At 46.6% G+C, this 16983-nt stretch carries 15 protein-coding genes; 1 reads left to right on the top strand and 14 read right to left on the bottom strand.

Annotated features, from left to right (window positions below; all coding sequences use genetic code 11):
* Positions 1–5: 5 nt before the first annotated feature.
* The 12 genes from IID12_01835 to IID12_01780 all read right to left on the bottom strand — a co-directional run bounded on the left by IID12_01835 (position 6) and on the right by IID12_01780 (position 11404).
* Entirely contained in the window at positions 6–602 is a 597-nt protein-coding gene (locus IID12_01835; protein ID MCH8287833.1) for a hypothetical protein, read from the bottom strand.
* Positions 592–2169 carry an apolipoprotein N-acyltransferase gene (gene lnt, locus IID12_01830; protein ID MCH8287832.1) on the bottom strand — a complete coding sequence of 526 codons (1578 nt, stop codon included), beginning with the start codon at positions 2167–2169 and terminating at the stop codon, positions 592–594. The genes IID12_01835 and lnt overlap by 11 nt, the downstream gene beginning before the upstream one ends.
* Before the next feature lie 15 nt (positions 2170–2184).
* Positions 2185–3219: a Gfo/Idh/MocA family oxidoreductase gene (locus IID12_01825; protein ID MCH8287831.1), complete on the bottom strand. Its 1035-nt coding sequence runs from the start codon at positions 3217–3219 to the stop codon at positions 2185–2187.
* Positions 3209–3634 carry a Holliday junction resolvase RuvX gene (gene ruvX / locus IID12_01820; GenBank protein MCH8287830.1) on the bottom strand — a complete coding sequence of 142 codons (426 nt, stop codon included), beginning with the start codon at positions 3632–3634 and terminating at the stop codon, positions 3209–3211. The genes IID12_01825 and ruvX overlap by 11 nt, the downstream gene beginning before the upstream one ends.
* Before the next feature lie 70 nt (positions 3635–3704).
* Positions 3705–4031 (bottom strand): integration host factor subunit beta, encoded by a 327-nt coding sequence (locus IID12_01815; protein MCH8287829.1) that lies wholly within the window; start codon positions 4029–4031, stop codon positions 3705–3707.
* A gap of 81 nt (positions 4032–4112) precedes the next feature.
* Positions 4113–6293: a bifunctional (p)ppGpp synthetase/guanosine-3',5'-bis(diphosphate) 3'-pyrophosphohydrolase gene (locus IID12_01810; GenBank protein ID MCH8287828.1), complete on the bottom strand. Its 2181-nt coding sequence runs from the start codon at positions 6291–6293 to the stop codon at positions 4113–4115.
* 12 nt (positions 6294–6305) lie between these two features.
* Positions 6306–7685, bottom strand: a complete 1380-nt coding sequence (dnaB, locus tag IID12_01805) for a replicative DNA helicase (GenBank protein ID MCH8287827.1) — start codon at positions 7683–7685, stop codon at positions 6306–6308.
* Position 7686: 1 nt separating this feature from the next.
* Positions 7687–8385, bottom strand: a complete 699-nt coding sequence (locus IID12_01800; protein ID MCH8287826.1) for a uracil-DNA glycosylase — start codon at positions 8383–8385, stop codon at positions 7687–7689.
* A 3-nt stretch (positions 8386–8388) separates the two neighbouring features.
* Positions 8389–9591: a bifunctional phosphopantothenoylcysteine decarboxylase/phosphopantothenate--cysteine ligase CoaBC gene (coaBC, locus tag IID12_01795; GenBank protein MCH8287825.1), complete on the bottom strand. Its 1203-nt coding sequence runs from the start codon at positions 9589–9591 to the stop codon at positions 8389–8391.
* Positions 9592–9602: 11 nt separating this feature from the next.
* On the bottom strand, positions 9603–9938 hold the full coding sequence (locus IID12_01790; GenBank protein MCH8287824.1) for a DNA-directed RNA polymerase subunit omega: 336 nt from the start codon (positions 9936–9938) through the stop codon (positions 9603–9605).
* A 6-nt stretch (positions 9939–9944) separates the two neighbouring features.
* On the bottom strand, positions 9945–10511 hold the full coding sequence (gene gmk / locus IID12_01785) for a guanylate kinase (GenBank protein ID MCH8287823.1): 567 nt from the start codon (positions 10509–10511) through the stop codon (positions 9945–9947).
* A gap of 20 nt (positions 10512–10531) precedes the next feature.
* Complete coding sequence (locus IID12_01780) at positions 10532–11404, bottom strand: YicC family protein (protein ID MCH8287822.1); 873 nt, start codon at positions 11402–11404, stop codon at positions 10532–10534.
* Between the two features lie 165 nt (positions 11405–11569).
* Here IID12_01780 and IID12_01775 point away from each other — a divergent pair, with 165 nt between their 5' ends.
* A complete protein-coding gene (locus IID12_01775; GenBank protein ID MCH8287821.1) occupies positions 11570–13207 on the top strand; it encodes an NFACT family protein in 1638 nt (545 codons plus the stop codon).
* 512 nt (positions 13208–13719) lie between these two features.
* On the opposite strand, the gene IID12_01770 is transcribed toward IID12_01775, so the two are convergent.
* Both IID12_01770 and IID12_01765 read right to left on the bottom strand, forming a co-directional pair.
* Positions 13720–15723 carry a peptidase M49 gene (locus tag IID12_01770; protein MCH8287820.1) on the bottom strand — a complete coding sequence of 668 codons (2004 nt, stop codon included), beginning with the start codon at positions 15721–15723 and terminating at the stop codon, positions 13720–13722.
* Between the two features lie 441 nt (positions 15724–16164).
* The coding region (locus tag IID12_01765; GenBank protein ID MCH8287819.1) for a hypothetical protein at positions 16165–16983 on the bottom strand (819 nt) is incomplete at its 5' end.

The raw sequence follows: 16983 nt of genomic DNA, 5'->3' as shown, positions 1-16983 counted from the left end.
TTTCCTCAGATTCTCACCGAATAGAATAAATATGTGATGATTCCCGCTACTGCAACTGCAAGAAGTTTTTCAAATCTTCCACCTGAATATGATGCTCTGCCTCCGCTAACCAAAAATCCGGGCGATCCCGAAATCAAATCCTTCTGACGCATTCCTTCAACGTTATCCGACCCGTTCAGTTCCACATTGATTTCCCTGCCTGATCTAATTTCGCCCCTGTCCGAAGAATAAACGAGCATGGTGAAAGAACCTGTTATCTCTCTGACATTCCTGTTGATCTTCAAACTCAATTGTGCGTCGAAAATTCTTATCACCGCTGCGTCAACCGAATCTTGTGCCGCATCGGTGATCGCAGTATTGTAACCCGATTCTTCAAGAGCATCTTTTACAATTCCCGACAGAAACGAAACGAGTGAATCATTTTCCACTCCAATGATGTGATACCATCCCTCCTTGGTCAGCTTTTCCTCTGCCAGCCTTTCAATTACCGCCTTTTTGATGACGGTAGTAGAAAACGTCAGGTTATCGATGACCTTTACCTGCGCAGTTGTTATTGAAAGAGGAATTAAAAGCACTATGCCAACGAGAAATTTATGAAGCACTTTTTTTCACCCTGACCCTTTGCAGTGTTGACAACATAAGTAAAACGCTTAGACCGGCGGTGATCCAGCCCAGATAATCGCCGTGACGGGCATAGTAGGTCTCTATGTTCAACAATTTCAACTCACCCGTAAGAACTCCCCTCTCGTTCAATCGAATAGAATCGATTATCCGGCCATACGGGTCAATGAGTTCGGAAATACCCGTGTTTGCACAGCGGGCGACAGCGCGCCTGTTCTCTACCGCACGCATAACAGCCGTCTGCGCGTGTTGATACGGCCCCGACGTGTTCCCGAACCATGCGTCGTTGGTTATTATAACTATGAGCTCCGCTCCCCGCTGAATAAACTTGCGGGCGAGCGAAGGAAAGACCGACTCGAAGCATATCTCAACCGAAAATTTCTTGCCCGACAGATCAAAGACCGTTAGTTCGGTTCCCTGTGAGAAATTCGCCTGACCGAGATCAATCAGGGAGAGAATAGGAAATCTATCCTCGAAGGGTACTTTTTCCGCGAACGGAACGAGGTGAATCTTGCTGTAACTCTCGATTCTTCTCGAACCGGGACGAAGCAGAAAAGCGGAATTGTATTTCCTGGTTTTTCCATCGCTTGAGAATTTGTAATCCAACGTACCCGTTAACAGAGGAACATTAAATGAATCTACCATTGACAGAATTTGGTCCAATCTATTGTCTTTATTGGCTCTGAGGTACGCAGGGGTTGCCGTCTCGGGCCAGATGATCAGATCAGGTTTCGTCAATGCCGCCTCAGCATAAAGCCTGCTGTATAAATCGTAAACCTCGTCCCTTTTAGTTACGTCCCATTTCTCCTTCGGGTCGAGATTCGGCTGTACGATACTTACCTTGATGGATTTTTCAGTCCCGTCGAGCAGCTCATCCGCATCATCCATGACATAAAAGCCGTAAATCCAAACCGACGAAAGAGTCAAAACCGCCGCCGACAGGTAAACAAGAGCCCTTTTTAAGCGAGCGATCGATTTTACCGCCTGGTAAAAGAAGACGTTCACCAAAATTATCATAAATGAAACTCCCCAGGCGCCCGTAACTGATGAGATCTGTATCAGGTTGGTATATGAAGTCTGCGTGTTGGCGACCATCGTCCATGGAAACGCAAGCGAACCGTGCGACCTTATGAACTCTATTCCGACCCATAACAGAGGCGCTGTCCAGATCGTTTTCTCACCCCATATTCTCCACAAACGGGATTGAGCCCACCCGTACAGCGTAAACCAGAGCGCAAGTATCGCCAGAGAGCCGAAGAGCGTGAAATACGCAACGGGCAGAGCGGCGCCGGAGTTTGCGGCGATCCAGTAAACTATCAGCAAATTCGCTGCGTAACCGGCAGCGAAGTTTTTCCTGAATATTCCGGAGTAGATATTCCGTTCGAGAAAAAAGAAGTAAGGAACGAACGAGATCCACGATAAGTATCCGGCGTTAAGGGGGGGGAAAGCGCCGCCGAAAGTCAGAGCAAAAAACCCTAATAAGGCATAATCCACCCTTTTTTCGTACACAAGATTTAATCTCTCGTCGGTCGATGATAATTCGTTCAATCTGCTTCCGGCTGATTATAAACGGATCTGTTTGCCGGTCGACGCAGACCTGTAAGCGGCATCAAGAGCTTTCATCGAATGTATCGAATCGTCTATGGACGAACGACATTTTATTCCGCTGAGAAGGCAATCGGCAAAATGCTGCAGCTCATTTTCGTAGGATTTCCGGATTTGCTTGCGGTCTATCGGTTTATCAGGAGTCACGTTGACAAGGTTACCGGCAAGCTCTTTATGTATCCTGAGCGGATTCAAGAGAGCTCCGCCGTCCGTCCCGAAGATATTTGTATACGTTACTTCCTTTTCGGTCATCAATGACCATGTTACCTCTACGTTAATAGTCTCCCCGCCGGCGCATACCAATTGAACCGCGGCTGAGTCTTCTACTTCCAATCCGGAAGCCTTGTTGAACATGTTACACGAAACCGATTTGAGTGGGGGATTTCCGATTATCCACAGGCATAGGTCGAAAAGCTGCACACCAAGGTCTATCAACACTCCGCCGCCGGAGACCTTTTTTCTGTAGTACCACCTGTTCCGGTCGAGGATAGCCCTATGGATCATCCAGCCGCTTTTAACGTAAAACACTTCACCGAGCTCGCCTGAATCCACAAAATTCTTGAGAATCTCGACATCCTGTCGAAAGCGTTGATTCATACCGACCATTACGAGTTTCCCTGTTGATTTAGCCAATTTGGAGAGGGCTATCGTTTCTTTCAGATTCTTAGCCACCGGCTTTTCAATAAAGACCGCCTTTCCGGTTTTCAGCGCTCTTGTCGCCATTGGATAATGAAGATTGTTCGGTGTGGAGATGATTACGGCATCAATCTCTTCGGACATCACAATCCGGTCAACATCGGTATAAACGTTCGGTACATGGAATTTTTCCGATACCCATGACGCTTTTTGCTCATTAGAGTCACAAACGGCGTGCACTTCTATGTCATCCATGCCCTTTAAAATCGGTAGATGTGTCGTCTGAACTATCCCGCCCAGACCGATGATACCTACCCTTAACGCCCGATCCTTTTTTTTCGTAGATTTAACCGGCATGATGGTCAAGGTAGGAGCGCAAAATTAGCGCAGCAGCCATTTTATCGATCTCTCCCTTGTTCTTCCTGTAGTCGACCCCGATTTGTCTTAGAGCCGTCTTTGCGTCTTCGGATGAGAATTCCTCAGACCAAGTATCAACCTTTACTTCCGTGAACGAAGAAAGATCGCGCGTGAACTCTTCTACGACCTCCGCCATCGGTCCTTTATTGCCGTTAAGTGAATAAGGAATACCGACTACGATCTTTTTAATCTCGTTGGATGAAATTATACTCTGAAGAGATTTAAGTAATTCTTTCCTGTCTTTGTTGAAAATTGTCTCGAACCCGCGTGCGGTAATCGCTAATGGGTCCGTAATGGCGAGACCGACCCTCTTTTCTCCATAATCGATTCCTAAAATGCGTCCGGGCTTTTCCAAATACATACCCTTCAGTTAGCTGACTTTCAAATGCTGTCAGGCTGCATCACCGAAATCTGAGCCCGTTGCTTTAAAATCCCTTCAGGGAATCCAGGGGTAGCCTCAATGTCGTTTTGAGTAATTTACCGGGTCTGAAGTGAGTTTTTCTTCTCGGCGGGACATGGATGATCTCATTTGTGCGTGGATTCCTAGCTTTCGGCTTCGCCTTTGTCGGCTTTACCTCGAACACGCCAAAATTTCGAACTTCAATTCTTATTTGAGGTGAAGGTTCACTCATCATCTCTCTGAGCGTCATGAACACGCCATCCACTATCTCTTCAACCATGTAAATCTTGAGACCCAGCTTCCTTGCGGTTCTTCTGGCAACGTCCCGCTTGGTATAAGTAATTGAACTCATCACTCATTCCTTGTTAAAATTATTGCATTTATATGTAAACTTAAAATAAATAACAGGTTCATCAGCTTCAAGCTAATTTAATCATCCTCTTTCAACCGTGATTATCCCATTAATATCAACAATTTTCTTGCTCACGTTGTTGAAGTGTTTGAGGTCACGAACCTGAATCACAAGGTTCACGCTCGCTATCGCTTCAACTACCTCAAGGTCAAGACTGAGTATGTTGGTGTTTGTGGAAGATATTACCTCCGTGAGGTCTCTCAGGAAATGTTTCCTCTCCCGTCCCTCAATCTTTACGCGTACGAGAAATTCGTCCTTTTTACCCGTGTCCCATTCAACTTCTATTGACCTGTCCTGAGAGCCGAATAAGTGAGCAGAATCCTTACAGTCCACGCGATGAATCGTGACTCCCTTTCCCCTTGTAATAAATCCTATTATATCATCACCGGGAATCGGCTGACAACATTTACCGAAATTGATCATAATGTTGTTCATACCCTGCACCTTGATTCCCTTGACCCGTTTCCGCGCTCGCGCAAGGAAGCTCCTTTTCCCTTCCTCCTCACCTTTCACTTTTTCCTTGACCTCCGAAGGATTTACGATTCTGAGGAGTTTTTCGATAGCATAATTTCCGGAACCGACGGCTCTTTGCAGGTTTTCAATAGTGTCGAAATCTGTTGAACTCAGGGCAGCTTCAATTCGTTTACCCGCTTTTGCGATCTTTTTCCGCTTGAACTCCTTATCAATCATCTCTTTGCCGAGCTTTATCGCCTGTTCCCGTCTCTCATTGTTCACCCATCTCTTGATTCGGCTTCTCGCCTTGCCGGTTATCACGAATTTAAGATGGGCCGGATTCGGCGTTTGTGAGTCGCTCGTGATTATCTCAACGGAATCCCCGCTCGACAATTTCGTGTTCAAAGGAACCATCTTGCCGTTTACTTTGGCTCCGATACAATGATTCCCGACCTCTGTATGTACCGCATACGCGAAATCTACAGGCGTTGACCCTATCGGCATCTGTTTTAACTCACCCTTCGGCGTAAACGCGAATATTTCATCATTGAATAGATCGATCTTAAGAGACTGCATAAATTCTGAAGGATCGGAGTCTTCGCTCTGAAGGGATTCGATCAGATCTCTGAGCCATTTCATATACTGATCGAGGTCTTCATCATCGGAATTCCCCTCTTTATATCGCCAGTGTGCCGCTATACCCTCTTCGGCGGTACGGTCCATTTCATGCGTACGAATCTGCAGTTCTACAATTTTACCACCCGGGCCCATGATAGTAGTGTGAACAGATTGATAGCCGTTCGCTTTGGGAATCGCTATAAAATCCTTAAACCGTTCCGCGACCGGCTTGTACATTGCGTGCACAAGTCCCAGTGTCGCGTAACATTCCGATATAGTTTCAACCACCACCCTGATTGCGAAGAGATCGTATATTTCCTCAAACGGTTTCTGCCTCCGTGTCATCTTGCCGTGAATACTGTAAAAATGCTTAGGGCGACCGGAAATTTCCGCTTTGATATTCGCATCTTTCAGCTTGTTTTTCAACGGTTTTGCTACTTTTCGAATATACCGCTCACGCTCACCCCGTCTGTCCTTAACCCTTTTATCGATATTATCGTATGCTTCCTTCTCAAGCACTTTCAGCGATAGGTCCTCAAGTTCCCATTTAATTCTACCCATGCCGAGCCGATGTGCAAGCGGAGCGTACACGTCCCTCGTTTCAAGAGCTATTCGTTTTGCCTTCTTCGCCGGGAGATGTTCAAGAGTTTGCATGTTATGCAAGCGGTCGGCAAACTTAATGATAATCACACGAATGTCTTCAATGACCGAAAAAAGCATCTTCCTGAAGTTACCGGCCTGCTTTTCCTCATTGCTTTGATAATCCAGCTCTGAGATTTTTGTGACGCCGTTGACGAGCCGGCTGACTTCCTCGCCAAAGCTTTCTGTAATATCCTCGATAGTTACATTTGTATCTTCTAACACGTCATGAAGCAATCCACCGATGATTGTTACCACATCCATATTCATTCGGGTGAGGTTCAGAGCGGTTTGATAGCAGTGTTCGAAATACGGTTCTCCGGACAGACGGAGTTGACCCTTATGCGCTCGGCGGGCAAACGTGTAGGCTTCCCAGAGAGCTTCTTCGTTTTTACCGCTTATTTGATATACTATGCTGCTGAGAAGTTTGCGAAATTTTCGCGGATACTTCGGCTTTACTCTCTTCTCGATTGCTTCTAATACTTGAATCAAATTTATTTATCCTCAAAATGGAGGAGCTTCGTAATCCAATGCCTTACTTTCGAACTTAGCGTACTCGCTGAGGAATGTGAGAAAAATAGTGCCGGTGGGACCGTTCCTCTGTTTGCCGATAATGATTTCGGCCAGAGCTTCCTTCGGCTGCTCGTAACCTTCTTCGTATTTATTATATACCTGCTCGTTGTATATGAAAAGAACGAGGTCTGCGTCCTGCTCCAATGCACCGCTTTCCCTCAGGTCGGAGAGCTGCGGACGGCGGTCTTTTGTTCCCCTCTGTTCAGGCGCTCGCGAAAGTTGCGAAAGGGCAACCAAGGGGATGTCGAGCTCTTTTGCCGTAGCTTTGAGAGAGCGGGAAATCATCGATATCTCCTGCTGCCTGTTCTCCGATCTCCCTGAACCCGTCATAAGTTGTATATAGTCCAGGAAGATTATACCCACATCATGTTCTGATTTAAGTCGCCTCGCTTTTGCCCTTAATTCTAAGGGAGTTATGCCGGGTGTATCATCGATAAAAATAGGTGATTTATAAAGTTTATTGCTGGCGTTTATCAAACGGGTATGTTCCTGACTCGAATGTTTTTTGATCTTCACGTCGTGTGAATTTACTCTTGCTTCCATGCATAACAGCCTGAGCGCTATCTCCTGGGCAGACATTTCAAGACTGAAGAAGCCGACAGGAATTTTGTCGTTCAGAGCGATATTTTTCGCTATCGATAGCGCGAGAGACGTCTTCCCCATCGACGGACGGGCAGCTATGATGGCAAGGTTCGAGTTCTGAAATCCCGCTGTTTTCTTATCGAGATCCGCGTAACCGCTGGCAATACCGGTGACGAACCCCTTAGACTTGGATATTTTATCGAGATGTTCCATCGTCTCGTGAATGATCGGCTCTATCGGACGGAACGAGCTGTCCCACCTGCCTTCGGTCAGCTGATATATCTTCTGCTCATATCGCTCGATGAGTTCCGGAGCTCCTTCGGAAGCCCCATATCCATCTGCGGTCATGGTGACTCCGAGTGAAATAATTCTTCTTAGGAGAGCCTTCTCTATGACGATATCTATATAATAGTCTGCGTTCGATACCGAAGGAGTGCTCTCGAGAAGCCCCGTGACGAAATAGCTGCCGCCTACCTTTTCGAGCATGTTTTGCTGTTTCAGTTTATCCGATACGGTTATCTGATCTATCGGCGACGCATCGTCGAATAGCTCCCTCATCGCCGTAAAAATAAACCGGTGCACGTCAAAGTAAAACACGGTGGAATCCCAAATACGCTCGAATACCTTGAAAGTAACCTCTTTACTCATCATCATGGCGCCGAGAACAGACTCCTCGGCTTCCTTTGAGTGAGGCGGCACTATCGCTTGCGTGGACTTAGATTCAGCCATCTTATGATGCACCCTTATTCCCGGTCAGTTCTAAGTATCGTTTTTGCACTCTCTGCATATCCTCCCAGCACGGTCTCTTCCAGCCGGGATTACGCAGAAGGGCTGCGGGGTGATATGTTACCATAAGTTCACTATCCCCAAATGAAAAAGTCTTACCGCGCATCGCACCGAGCGACATATCTTCTCCGGTCAACCAGACTCCCGCAATCCTTCCGAGCGCCAGAATTATTTTCGGTTTTATGATCTCGATCTGCCTCAGGAGGTAAGGTTTGCATGTGTCAGATTCTGTTTTCAACGGATCTCTGTTATTTGGGGGGCGGCATTTCAATACGTTAGCTATATATACTTCCTCTCTCGACAAGTTAATAGCGGAAAGTATTTTATCCAACAACTGTCCGGCTCTTCCTACGAAAGGTTCGCCTTTCAGGTCTTCATCCCTCCCGGGCGCTTCTCCGATAAGCATCAGGTCCGCGTTCGGGTTTCCCACGCCGAATACGAATTTCGTGCGTGTTTTCCCTAAGGAACAGAGCAGACAGCCGTTTATTTCCTTGTAAAACGATTCAAGAGCCTCAGCTGCGTCATTAGGGGAAACTTCATCGGAATGTTTCACCAATCTCCCGTCTGTTAGTAACTCCGGACCGTAGATTTCTGATTGCTGCTGAAGATAGCGTGCTGCCTTTACTTTAATCGGATCGGGCAATCGTCAACTCCCGTTTAATAAAATTGAGAGCTTGTCAATAATAACAGCTGAGAGCTCCTGCTTGCTCATCAGATCTAACTCTTCTATCTCTCCTTTCGAGTCGATAATAGAAACTTTGTTGGTGTCGTGGGCGAAACCGGCGCCGTTTTCATTTGGATTGTTGGCAATAATCAGATCAAGACCCTTCTCTTTCAATTTGGATTTAGAATTTTCCGTTAACTTTTCGGTCTCAACACTAAATCCGATAACAATCTTATTCTTTTTCAGGCTTTTTACCGTCTTTAATATATCTTCTGTCCGTCTTAATTTCAGTGTCAGATCCTCGCCGTTCTTTTTTATCTTTTGCTCATAGACTTCCGACGGAGCGTAATCCCCGACTGCGGCAGCCATAAGTAGAGCGTCGCAATCCGCAAATTTTTCTAAAAGAGCGTTTTTCATTTCTTCGACAGTCGTGACTCTCTTCACATCAACGCCGACCGGTTCAGATAAATCTACAGGACCGCTGATCAATGTGACGTCAGCGCCCGCTTTCCTAGCGGCGTCAGCAAGCGCATAGCCCATTTTACCGGTCGAAGGATTTGATATAAACCTTACCGGATCGATATACTCCCTTGTCGGACCGGCTGTGACAATTATCTTCTTGTCCTCGAGCGTCCCGGAAGGCAAATGATTTTTCAGCGCCTGAATAATCGTATCCTCGTCAGCCAGCCTGCCTATTCCTTCCGCTCCCGATGCCAGCGCTCCGGTTTCAGGTTCTATGAATCCGAAACCCGCATCCTTGAGTCTCTTCACGTTTTCCTTTACCACAGGGTTATTATACATTCCGGATTCCATGGCAGCAGCGAAAATAGATTTCGTTCCCGCGTCGCAGATGACCGTGGAAAGCAGATCATCTGCAATTCCGTTTGCCGCTTTTCCTATTATGTTTGCCGTAGCCGGACAGATCAGTACAGCATCGGCCCATTTCGATATATCCACATGACGCACGCCGACCATCTCGGAGTCTGAGAATAGATTTGTCCAGACCGGTTTGCCGGAAAAGGTTTCAAATATCAACGGAGTCATGAATTTCAGGGCGGAGGCGGTCATTATCACCTGAACGTCGGCGCCTTCCTCCACTCTGAGTTTTCGAAGCAGGGAAGCCGATTTATAAATCGCTATCCCGCCTGTAACCCCTAATATTATATTTCGACCCGCTAACTTCATGAATTTTTGAGTTAATCTTCGCTCGGCTTATCCTCACCGGTTGATTCTTGAACCACTTCGTCCTCCGATATCGGCATCGGCTCGACGTACTCGAATTCGATTTCGCCCCTCAAAAACTCATTTAACGCTATCGTAGCGACTTTCGTTTCCTTCTTCATGTTTATAGGAACCATAGGTTCGGTGATATATTCCTCGTTATCATCATCATGTCCGTCAAGGATCTCCTCTTTTTCAGCGAGCCTGACGTTATTAATGTGCCTTGCCCGTTTCGCCATAACCGTTATCGCCTCAAAGATATTAACGGCTTTACCTTCGAGATCCCTCAATTTAATAGTTTCCAATCCCATTTCTGTTTATTCTCCTTTTTCGTTTATCGACGTTGCAAATTGTCTTACAGCCTTATTAAAATCCTCATTCATAATAATTATATCGAACTCGTCTGTTTTTGAGAGCTCGAGCTCATACCGCTGTAACCGCTTTTCAATTTTATCTTCTGACTCCGTTCCCCTCGCCCTCAATCGCTTTTTTAATTCCTCTATAGACGGCGGCTTGATAAACACCGTTAGAGTATCTTCCGGATATTCGGATTTAATCGCCATACCGCCCTTGACATCGATGTCTATCAGCAGAACCTCTCCGTTATTCAGGGCATCGGTAATCTCCTTTTTGGGAGTACCGTACATCCAGTCGTGTACCTTTTCATATTCGACGAACTCGTTTTTTTCTACCGCATTCATAAACTCATCATGGCTCACAAAGAGATAATCCTTACCGTTCACTTCATTTTTTCTCAATGGTCGCGTCGTCATCGAAATAGAATATCTCGCCCTCTCGTTTTGATCCATATATGCTTTACAAATAGATGTCTTCCCTGAGCCTGACGGTGCGCAAACTACTACGAGAAAACCTCTGTTCTTAATTTTTACCTTCCCCGGTCATACTATACTATGTTTTGAACCTGCTCCCGGAGCGACTCTATACCGTTCTTCATCTCCACTATCAGATGAGATATCTTGGCTTCATTTGTCTTGGATGAAATTGTGTTGGTCTCCCTGTTCATTTCCTGCAACAAGAAATCAAGCCGTTTACCGACAGGTTCATCTAAATCAACATAATTCAGGAATTGCTCGACGTGGCTCCTGATCCTGACACATTCTTCCGAAATATCCAATTTATCCGCCAATAACGCCAACTCATGATCAAGCCGTCTCTCTTCCATGTTACCCGCAAGCAACTCTTCCGCCCGCGATTTCATCTTTTTAAATTGAGTACTGACATTGTTTTCAGACATTCCCTCGATTTCTTTAACACTCATATCTACTCTTGTCACTCTTTCTACTATGTCGGTTGAAAGCATTTCACCTTCCTCCGACCTCATCCTGCTGACTTCCCCGAGAGAAGCCTCAAGAGCCTCGAGCATTAACTCGCGGAGTTCCTCAAAGCCTTCATTGGTCGGGTGCATAAATATGCTGTTGTTGCCGAGCAGATGATTCAGTTGAATCGGTTCTTCTATCTCCGCATGTTTTTTGATCTCTCCGAGAAGCCCGGCATATTTTTTTAGCGCTTCCACGTCCAATTCAGACATTTCACCATTCGATTTCGTAACTTCAACGTTTACGTTACAGAATATTTTACCCCTGTCTAACCTTTTTTGAATATGCCTTTTTATTTCGTCATCCCATTTCATAAAACCTTTGTTGCTCCGCATGATCACGTCGCAAAAGCGGTTGTTGACCGAGCGTATTTCTATGGAGATAACAGAGTTGTCTCCAACCGCCTCTCCTCTACCATATCCTGTCATGCTTTTCAGCATTTAAATCTCCGCATCCCGGTTTTTACTGTTTAACAGGGCGTTTTTACCCATTTTACTATAGTCAGGATAAGGTATATAAAAAAAGATGGAGTGTCAACAGTAATTTTACTAACATAAATCACTGGTTTCATTTACTTTTCGACTGGTAAAATACACTGTAAAATTATGATAAATCACTTAATCACACTTAGATCGCTTTCCCGGGAACTAAACGAAATTCTGAAGGACACATATTTTGATTCTGCTTTTACATATCGCAAAAACCAACTTCAGATCCTGTTCTCTGGAAAAACGCTCAAAACGTTGTTTTTCAACGGGGTTAAGGGCGAGCCCCACCTTTTCCTCAAGGAGGGAGATTTTAAGCCGAAAAAAAAGCAAACGGTCCGGCTGTTTGAAGAGATGGAAGGTATAAAACTCTCAAAGGTTGAAGCGTCTGCCGAAAACCGGGAGATAAACTTTCATTTCGAGGCATCGCGGTCACTGATCTTCACTTTCTATGGATCACAACCGAATGCAATTTTATTAAATGAGCAGAATGAGATCTTAAACAGCTTCAAAACGTCATCGGAATTAATAGGGCGAAACTATGATGAATTTGCGCATAGAAATATTGACTCACCCGAAAATCCTGAGGAACTTGATCGTAATATTAAAAATATACCTTCAATGAACCTGTTAAAAGCATTGAGAAAATCTTTACCATTTGTGAGCAAATCGACGGCAGCCGAGATCGCTTATCTTGCCGGGGTTGAAATGGAAATGAAGAGTCATAATCTCAGGAAAGGTGATGTTCAGAAGCTTTGGGATGCCTATAAAAGAATAGATCGGATGCTTTCCAAGCCCAAATTTTTCATTTTTCATTCTTCTCCTCCCCTCTTCTCATTATTAAAACTAAAGCATATGACTGACACGCCCTATACAACTTTTAACTCTGTTAACGAAGCTGTCATTGAATTTTTGAAACTGAAGGGAGCTCATACTTCTCTCGAAAGAAAGAAACGTGAAAGTCTAAAATCAGTGAACAGCCGAATTTTGTCCATATTTGAACGGATAAAAAAACAGAAGGCAGACCTCATAAAACTCAGAGAACGGCGGGATTGGAACAAAATAGGTGATCTGGTGATATCAAATCTGCACCTGATCAAAAAAGGGATGAGTAAGATTTCGCTCAATGATTTTGACGGGAATAAGATAGAGATTGCGCTCGATCCTCTCGTCTCACCATCCGCGAATGCCGCACACTATTATAAAAAATCCAAATCCGCCCGCTCCGGTGAGAAGAAACTTTTAAAGACTATATCAGAAGGCGAAAATGAACTCCCAAAATTAGATGATATTAAAAAACAGATTGAAACGGCGAACACTCTTGAAGAATGGGATCAGTTAGAGAAAAAACTGTTCAAGAGTCGTCTGAAATCACCGCCCCGATTGCGGAAACAGGAAACTCCTTCATTGCCGTACCGCTCGTTCGATGCGCCCGGAGGATATACGGTACTTGTCGGCAAAAGCGCAAAAAACAACGACGAATTGACTTTCAGGATAGCAAAAAAGAACGATCTTTGGCTGCACGCACAGGGGTCGGGAGGCTCGCATGTCGTAGTGCCTGTGATTAAAAAGGGAGAACCGTTTCCGCGGGAGGTGATAGTCAGGGCTGCGCAGCTCGCCGCGCGCCACAGCAAGCAAAAGCACTCGGCGATCGTGCCGGTCATTTACACTTTGTGTAAATACGTATGGAAGAAGAAAGGCGGACCTCCCGGAACTGTCCACGTTAAAAAAGAGAAATCATTAATGGTAAAACTCTGATCCAAGGCCCTGGCTTTATATGCGAGTCAGAGCTTGTTCCGAAAGGTCACAAAGGACTCCCCCGGAGGACTCCTTTGAAGTAATCTCAAAGTTCAGATGAAGTGTAGGGGCAGGTCTGTGACCTGCCCGTCTGGCATCATTCGGACAGGCCCGACTGTTGTCAGGCGGATCTGCCTCTAATACGGGAGGGTTACTCCGAAGGAGTGTCTTTGACACAAACCCTCCCCTACATATCCCATCGAAGATGGGATAAAAAGCCCCCTCTTTGTAAAGGAGGGGATTTAGGGGTGGTTATCTATCCACCCCAAATCAACGCAGGCCCCGCCAGCGGCGGGGACTGTGTCACGATAGATTCTGTCTTTGCGAGGGAGTACGGCGTTAGCCGTATGACCGCGGCAATCTCTTCACGGCTGTCATGCTGAGCGCCTGCGCGACTGCTGTCAGGCGGGGAGTCGGAAGGCATCCCGAGATTGCTTTGTCGTCCGCCAGCTGGCAGACTCAGAATGACAGCATTATTTCATCGCAATTTCATCCATCTCTTCTTCATCTTCGTCAAAAAAGTGTTTGAACTCGAGCATCTGAGTTTTGAAGTCGAGAGGATACGAAATTAAAATATCTTTAATAGTGCCGTCGTCATCGTAGACCGCTTCCAACCGTGGGAATACGACAGCAGTGTAGTCGGTCAGTCCGATAGCGCGCGAACGTTCTAAGACCTCATCCCTGAGTTCCGTATCGAACTTCAGACCGTACTCTTCGATGATAGATTTTGCGCCCTCGTAATCGCCTGTTGCCTTGATCTCCATAAGCTTAGAGAGAATTTCTCCCACGCCCCGTTTCATCTCCGCATAATCGACAACCTTGTAGTAGGTTTTTCCTTCAACTTTAATGATCTCGATAGCGGATGTGTTCTTTCTGATATACTCGACGATCATCTGCGTTCCCCGGTCATGGTCCTCTTCGTACTGATCACCTTCGGGAACCGTTCTGTGCTGCGTCAGGGCTCTCCTGACATATCTGTCGAATCCCGCCTTTCCGACTTCAGTCGACGGGGCTACACCCATCTCCACTAATTTGGGGTCATCAAAGTTCCAGAGCGCAATAAGGTCGGCGCGGGCTTCTTCTAAAGTCGAGTAGTATTCATCTATATATTCCGCCGGGTCGCCTTCGAGCGTTTCTGATTTTTTACCGGAAGCGTGCCCGACAACCTCATGCATCGCCACACTCAGGTCGTACAACAGCCCGCCGTATTTATTGTATAACGCTTTTTCCTCTTCTGAAGAGGCAAACTCTTCTATCGATACGCTCGCCGCCGCTTCCTTTCTCGCCTTAACGACATTTCCGAGAATTATGCTTTTTGAGCCGTAGTTTTCGCGTACGTACTGCTCGTTCGGCAGATTGATCCCGCCAGGACTTATAGGTCCGGCGTGTCCCGTTTCGACCAATATCGTCATGACGTTTGCGATCGGCGGGTCGATCTCCGTCCTCTTGTACTCATCAGCCCAGGGCGCTTTTCCCTCGAAATACAATGCGTTGTCCGCAAACAGTCTCATAAGTATTGAGCCTTCCACGTCGATCATTTCAACTACCGCCTCATACGACGCTTTTTGCCCCCGCGGATCATCGTAAACTTCGATAAATCCGTTGATGAGGTCGAAAAACGAGCTGTCCTGGACCCATGCGATGTTATAGCGGCGGAAATCTTCGAGGTCGCCGGAACGGAAATATTTGGCGAGGAGTCTAAGTACGTTCGCCTGTCCCTCATCGGCGTACTCAGCAGCTTCTTCAAGCTCCTTCGCCGCCCTTTCGAGCTCCATTGAATAGAGTCCCGGCTCGATGCCGTCTCCGCCCGCCCGGTACACAAGTTCTTTAATTTCACCATCTTCGACGACTATTTTCGAGTTTAACGGATTGATCTCCCTGAAACCCTCAAGATCAGCGAGAGTGACGCCGTCGTAGAAGTTCACCGCGCTCGCCTGCAGCATATCCTTGCCGCCTGCCGGATTCTTATTCGTCTTGACGGGCTCGAAATCTCTGTCAAAGATGTACGGTCTGAGGTGTCGCAATACGACATCGAGGTCCTCTCCCTCTTCCAAACCGAAATCAGCTCCCTCCGCCTGAGCTATGCTGGCTGCTTTGGAGAATTGCAAATAACTGAATTTCGGAGCAAATTTCCGTGACGTTTTATTATCATACTGACCGGTGTTTATCCAGAACATTTTGGTGTATTCGAGGATGTTCTCATATACTTCCGGGTCTATCCCTTCGGGGTTCTCGATAACCGCATCGAGTATATTCCTGATTTTCAGGGCGTGTTTATGACTCTGGTCGTAATAGATGTCCCGCCCCGCAATCGCCGACCTGTAAAGATGCCATGCGAGAGTCTTTTGCTTAAGCGATAAGCCTTCGAACTCATCAGCGTAAACCTGTACAACTAAGACGTTTCGGACTTTTTCGAGAAAATATTTTCTATCCCCTTCTGAATCAGAATCGGCTCTATCATTTTTTGCACAACTCATCAATAATACCACTCCTAATATCAATAATAATAGTGACTTAAACTTATTCATTTTCTTCCCCAGATTTTAATGCTTCTCGATTAATATTTACTCTTTTTAAGTTAGTCATGTCCAGCTCTATAAGCAAGGAGGAGATAAGGGCATAGTCCATATCCTCCTCCCTCGAGGGAGGTGTCCCGTCCCGAAGTTTCGGGATCGGGACGGAGGGTGTGATTTAACGAATATCGTGCGATAACACCCCTCCCTCCTGCGGAGTACTCCCCTCAATGGGAGAGTTAGAAATTCCCCTCCTTAAGCAAGGAGGGGAACACAAGGGGTGGTTCTCCTGCTATTTAACTGGAGGGTTGCTCCAAAGGAGTGTCTTCGACACAAACCCTCCCCTGCAACTTGGTTGCGGTCAGGGCAAGCCCTGACTCGCACAGATTTATTCCCCGACTTAAATTACTGAATCCACAGCCCCGAATTGAAATCGACCATGAGCGAGACGCGGTGAGTATCGCCCAGGTTTTCCTGAGAACCGACTGAGCCGAAGGCATAATCGACCGTAGCTCCCCGGACTTTTATCCCCATTCCGGCGCTGAACGGTTCGACTTCCCCCCTGCCCGCTCTCAAGATAAGCCGTTCGTTGACATGCAGCTCCGCTCCGTAGGTCAAAGCGCTGAACGCCGAGCCGATGCTGATGCCGTCCGAATACGGTCTTTCGCCGTCGGTTCTCGTTACAATTTCAATACTCGGCATTATCCAGGCGTCGGTTATGGGCAGTTCTATCTGAGCGGAAATTCCCGAACGGAGCGTCGGCGCAATGAGTTCTTTGGTTCCGGTGTCCCACGCCAACAGTGTAGTCGTGGCGTCCTGTAAATTCATTCCGAGGAAGATCCGTTCCCTCAGTTTATATCGAAGTGCGATGTCAAAACCGAGTCCGTTCGCGGAGTGATTCGCAAACGCCTTGCGGATGAATTTCACGCTGCCCCCATAAGCGAATCTCTCGGTGAGCTGTCTGCCGTACGAGAGATATATAGCCCACTCGGAGTCACCGAATTTTGTAATGGCGTCTTCGTTCAGCCGTTCGCCTTCGTCAAGTTGCCCGTTTCCTTCGGTGCCGTCGGTATCGTTGGTTCCGGGAATGCCGTCGCTGCCGTAATCGAGAAGCGCATTCGTCGTATTGGATATGCCGTCAACACCGAGACGAATTATGCTGAAACCGAGCGCTTTGTCGTTGTCGTAGGGTCGAGCGTAAGCGGCATAATCGTAACTCACGAT

The organism is Candidatus Neomarinimicrobiota bacterium, assembly GCA_022567655.1.
Classification (GTDB): domain Bacteria; phylum Fidelibacterota; class SORT01; order SORT01; family SORT01; genus JADFGO01.
Note: the sequence above shows the minus strand (reverse complement) of the source record. Positions and strands in the feature narration are given on the sequence as shown.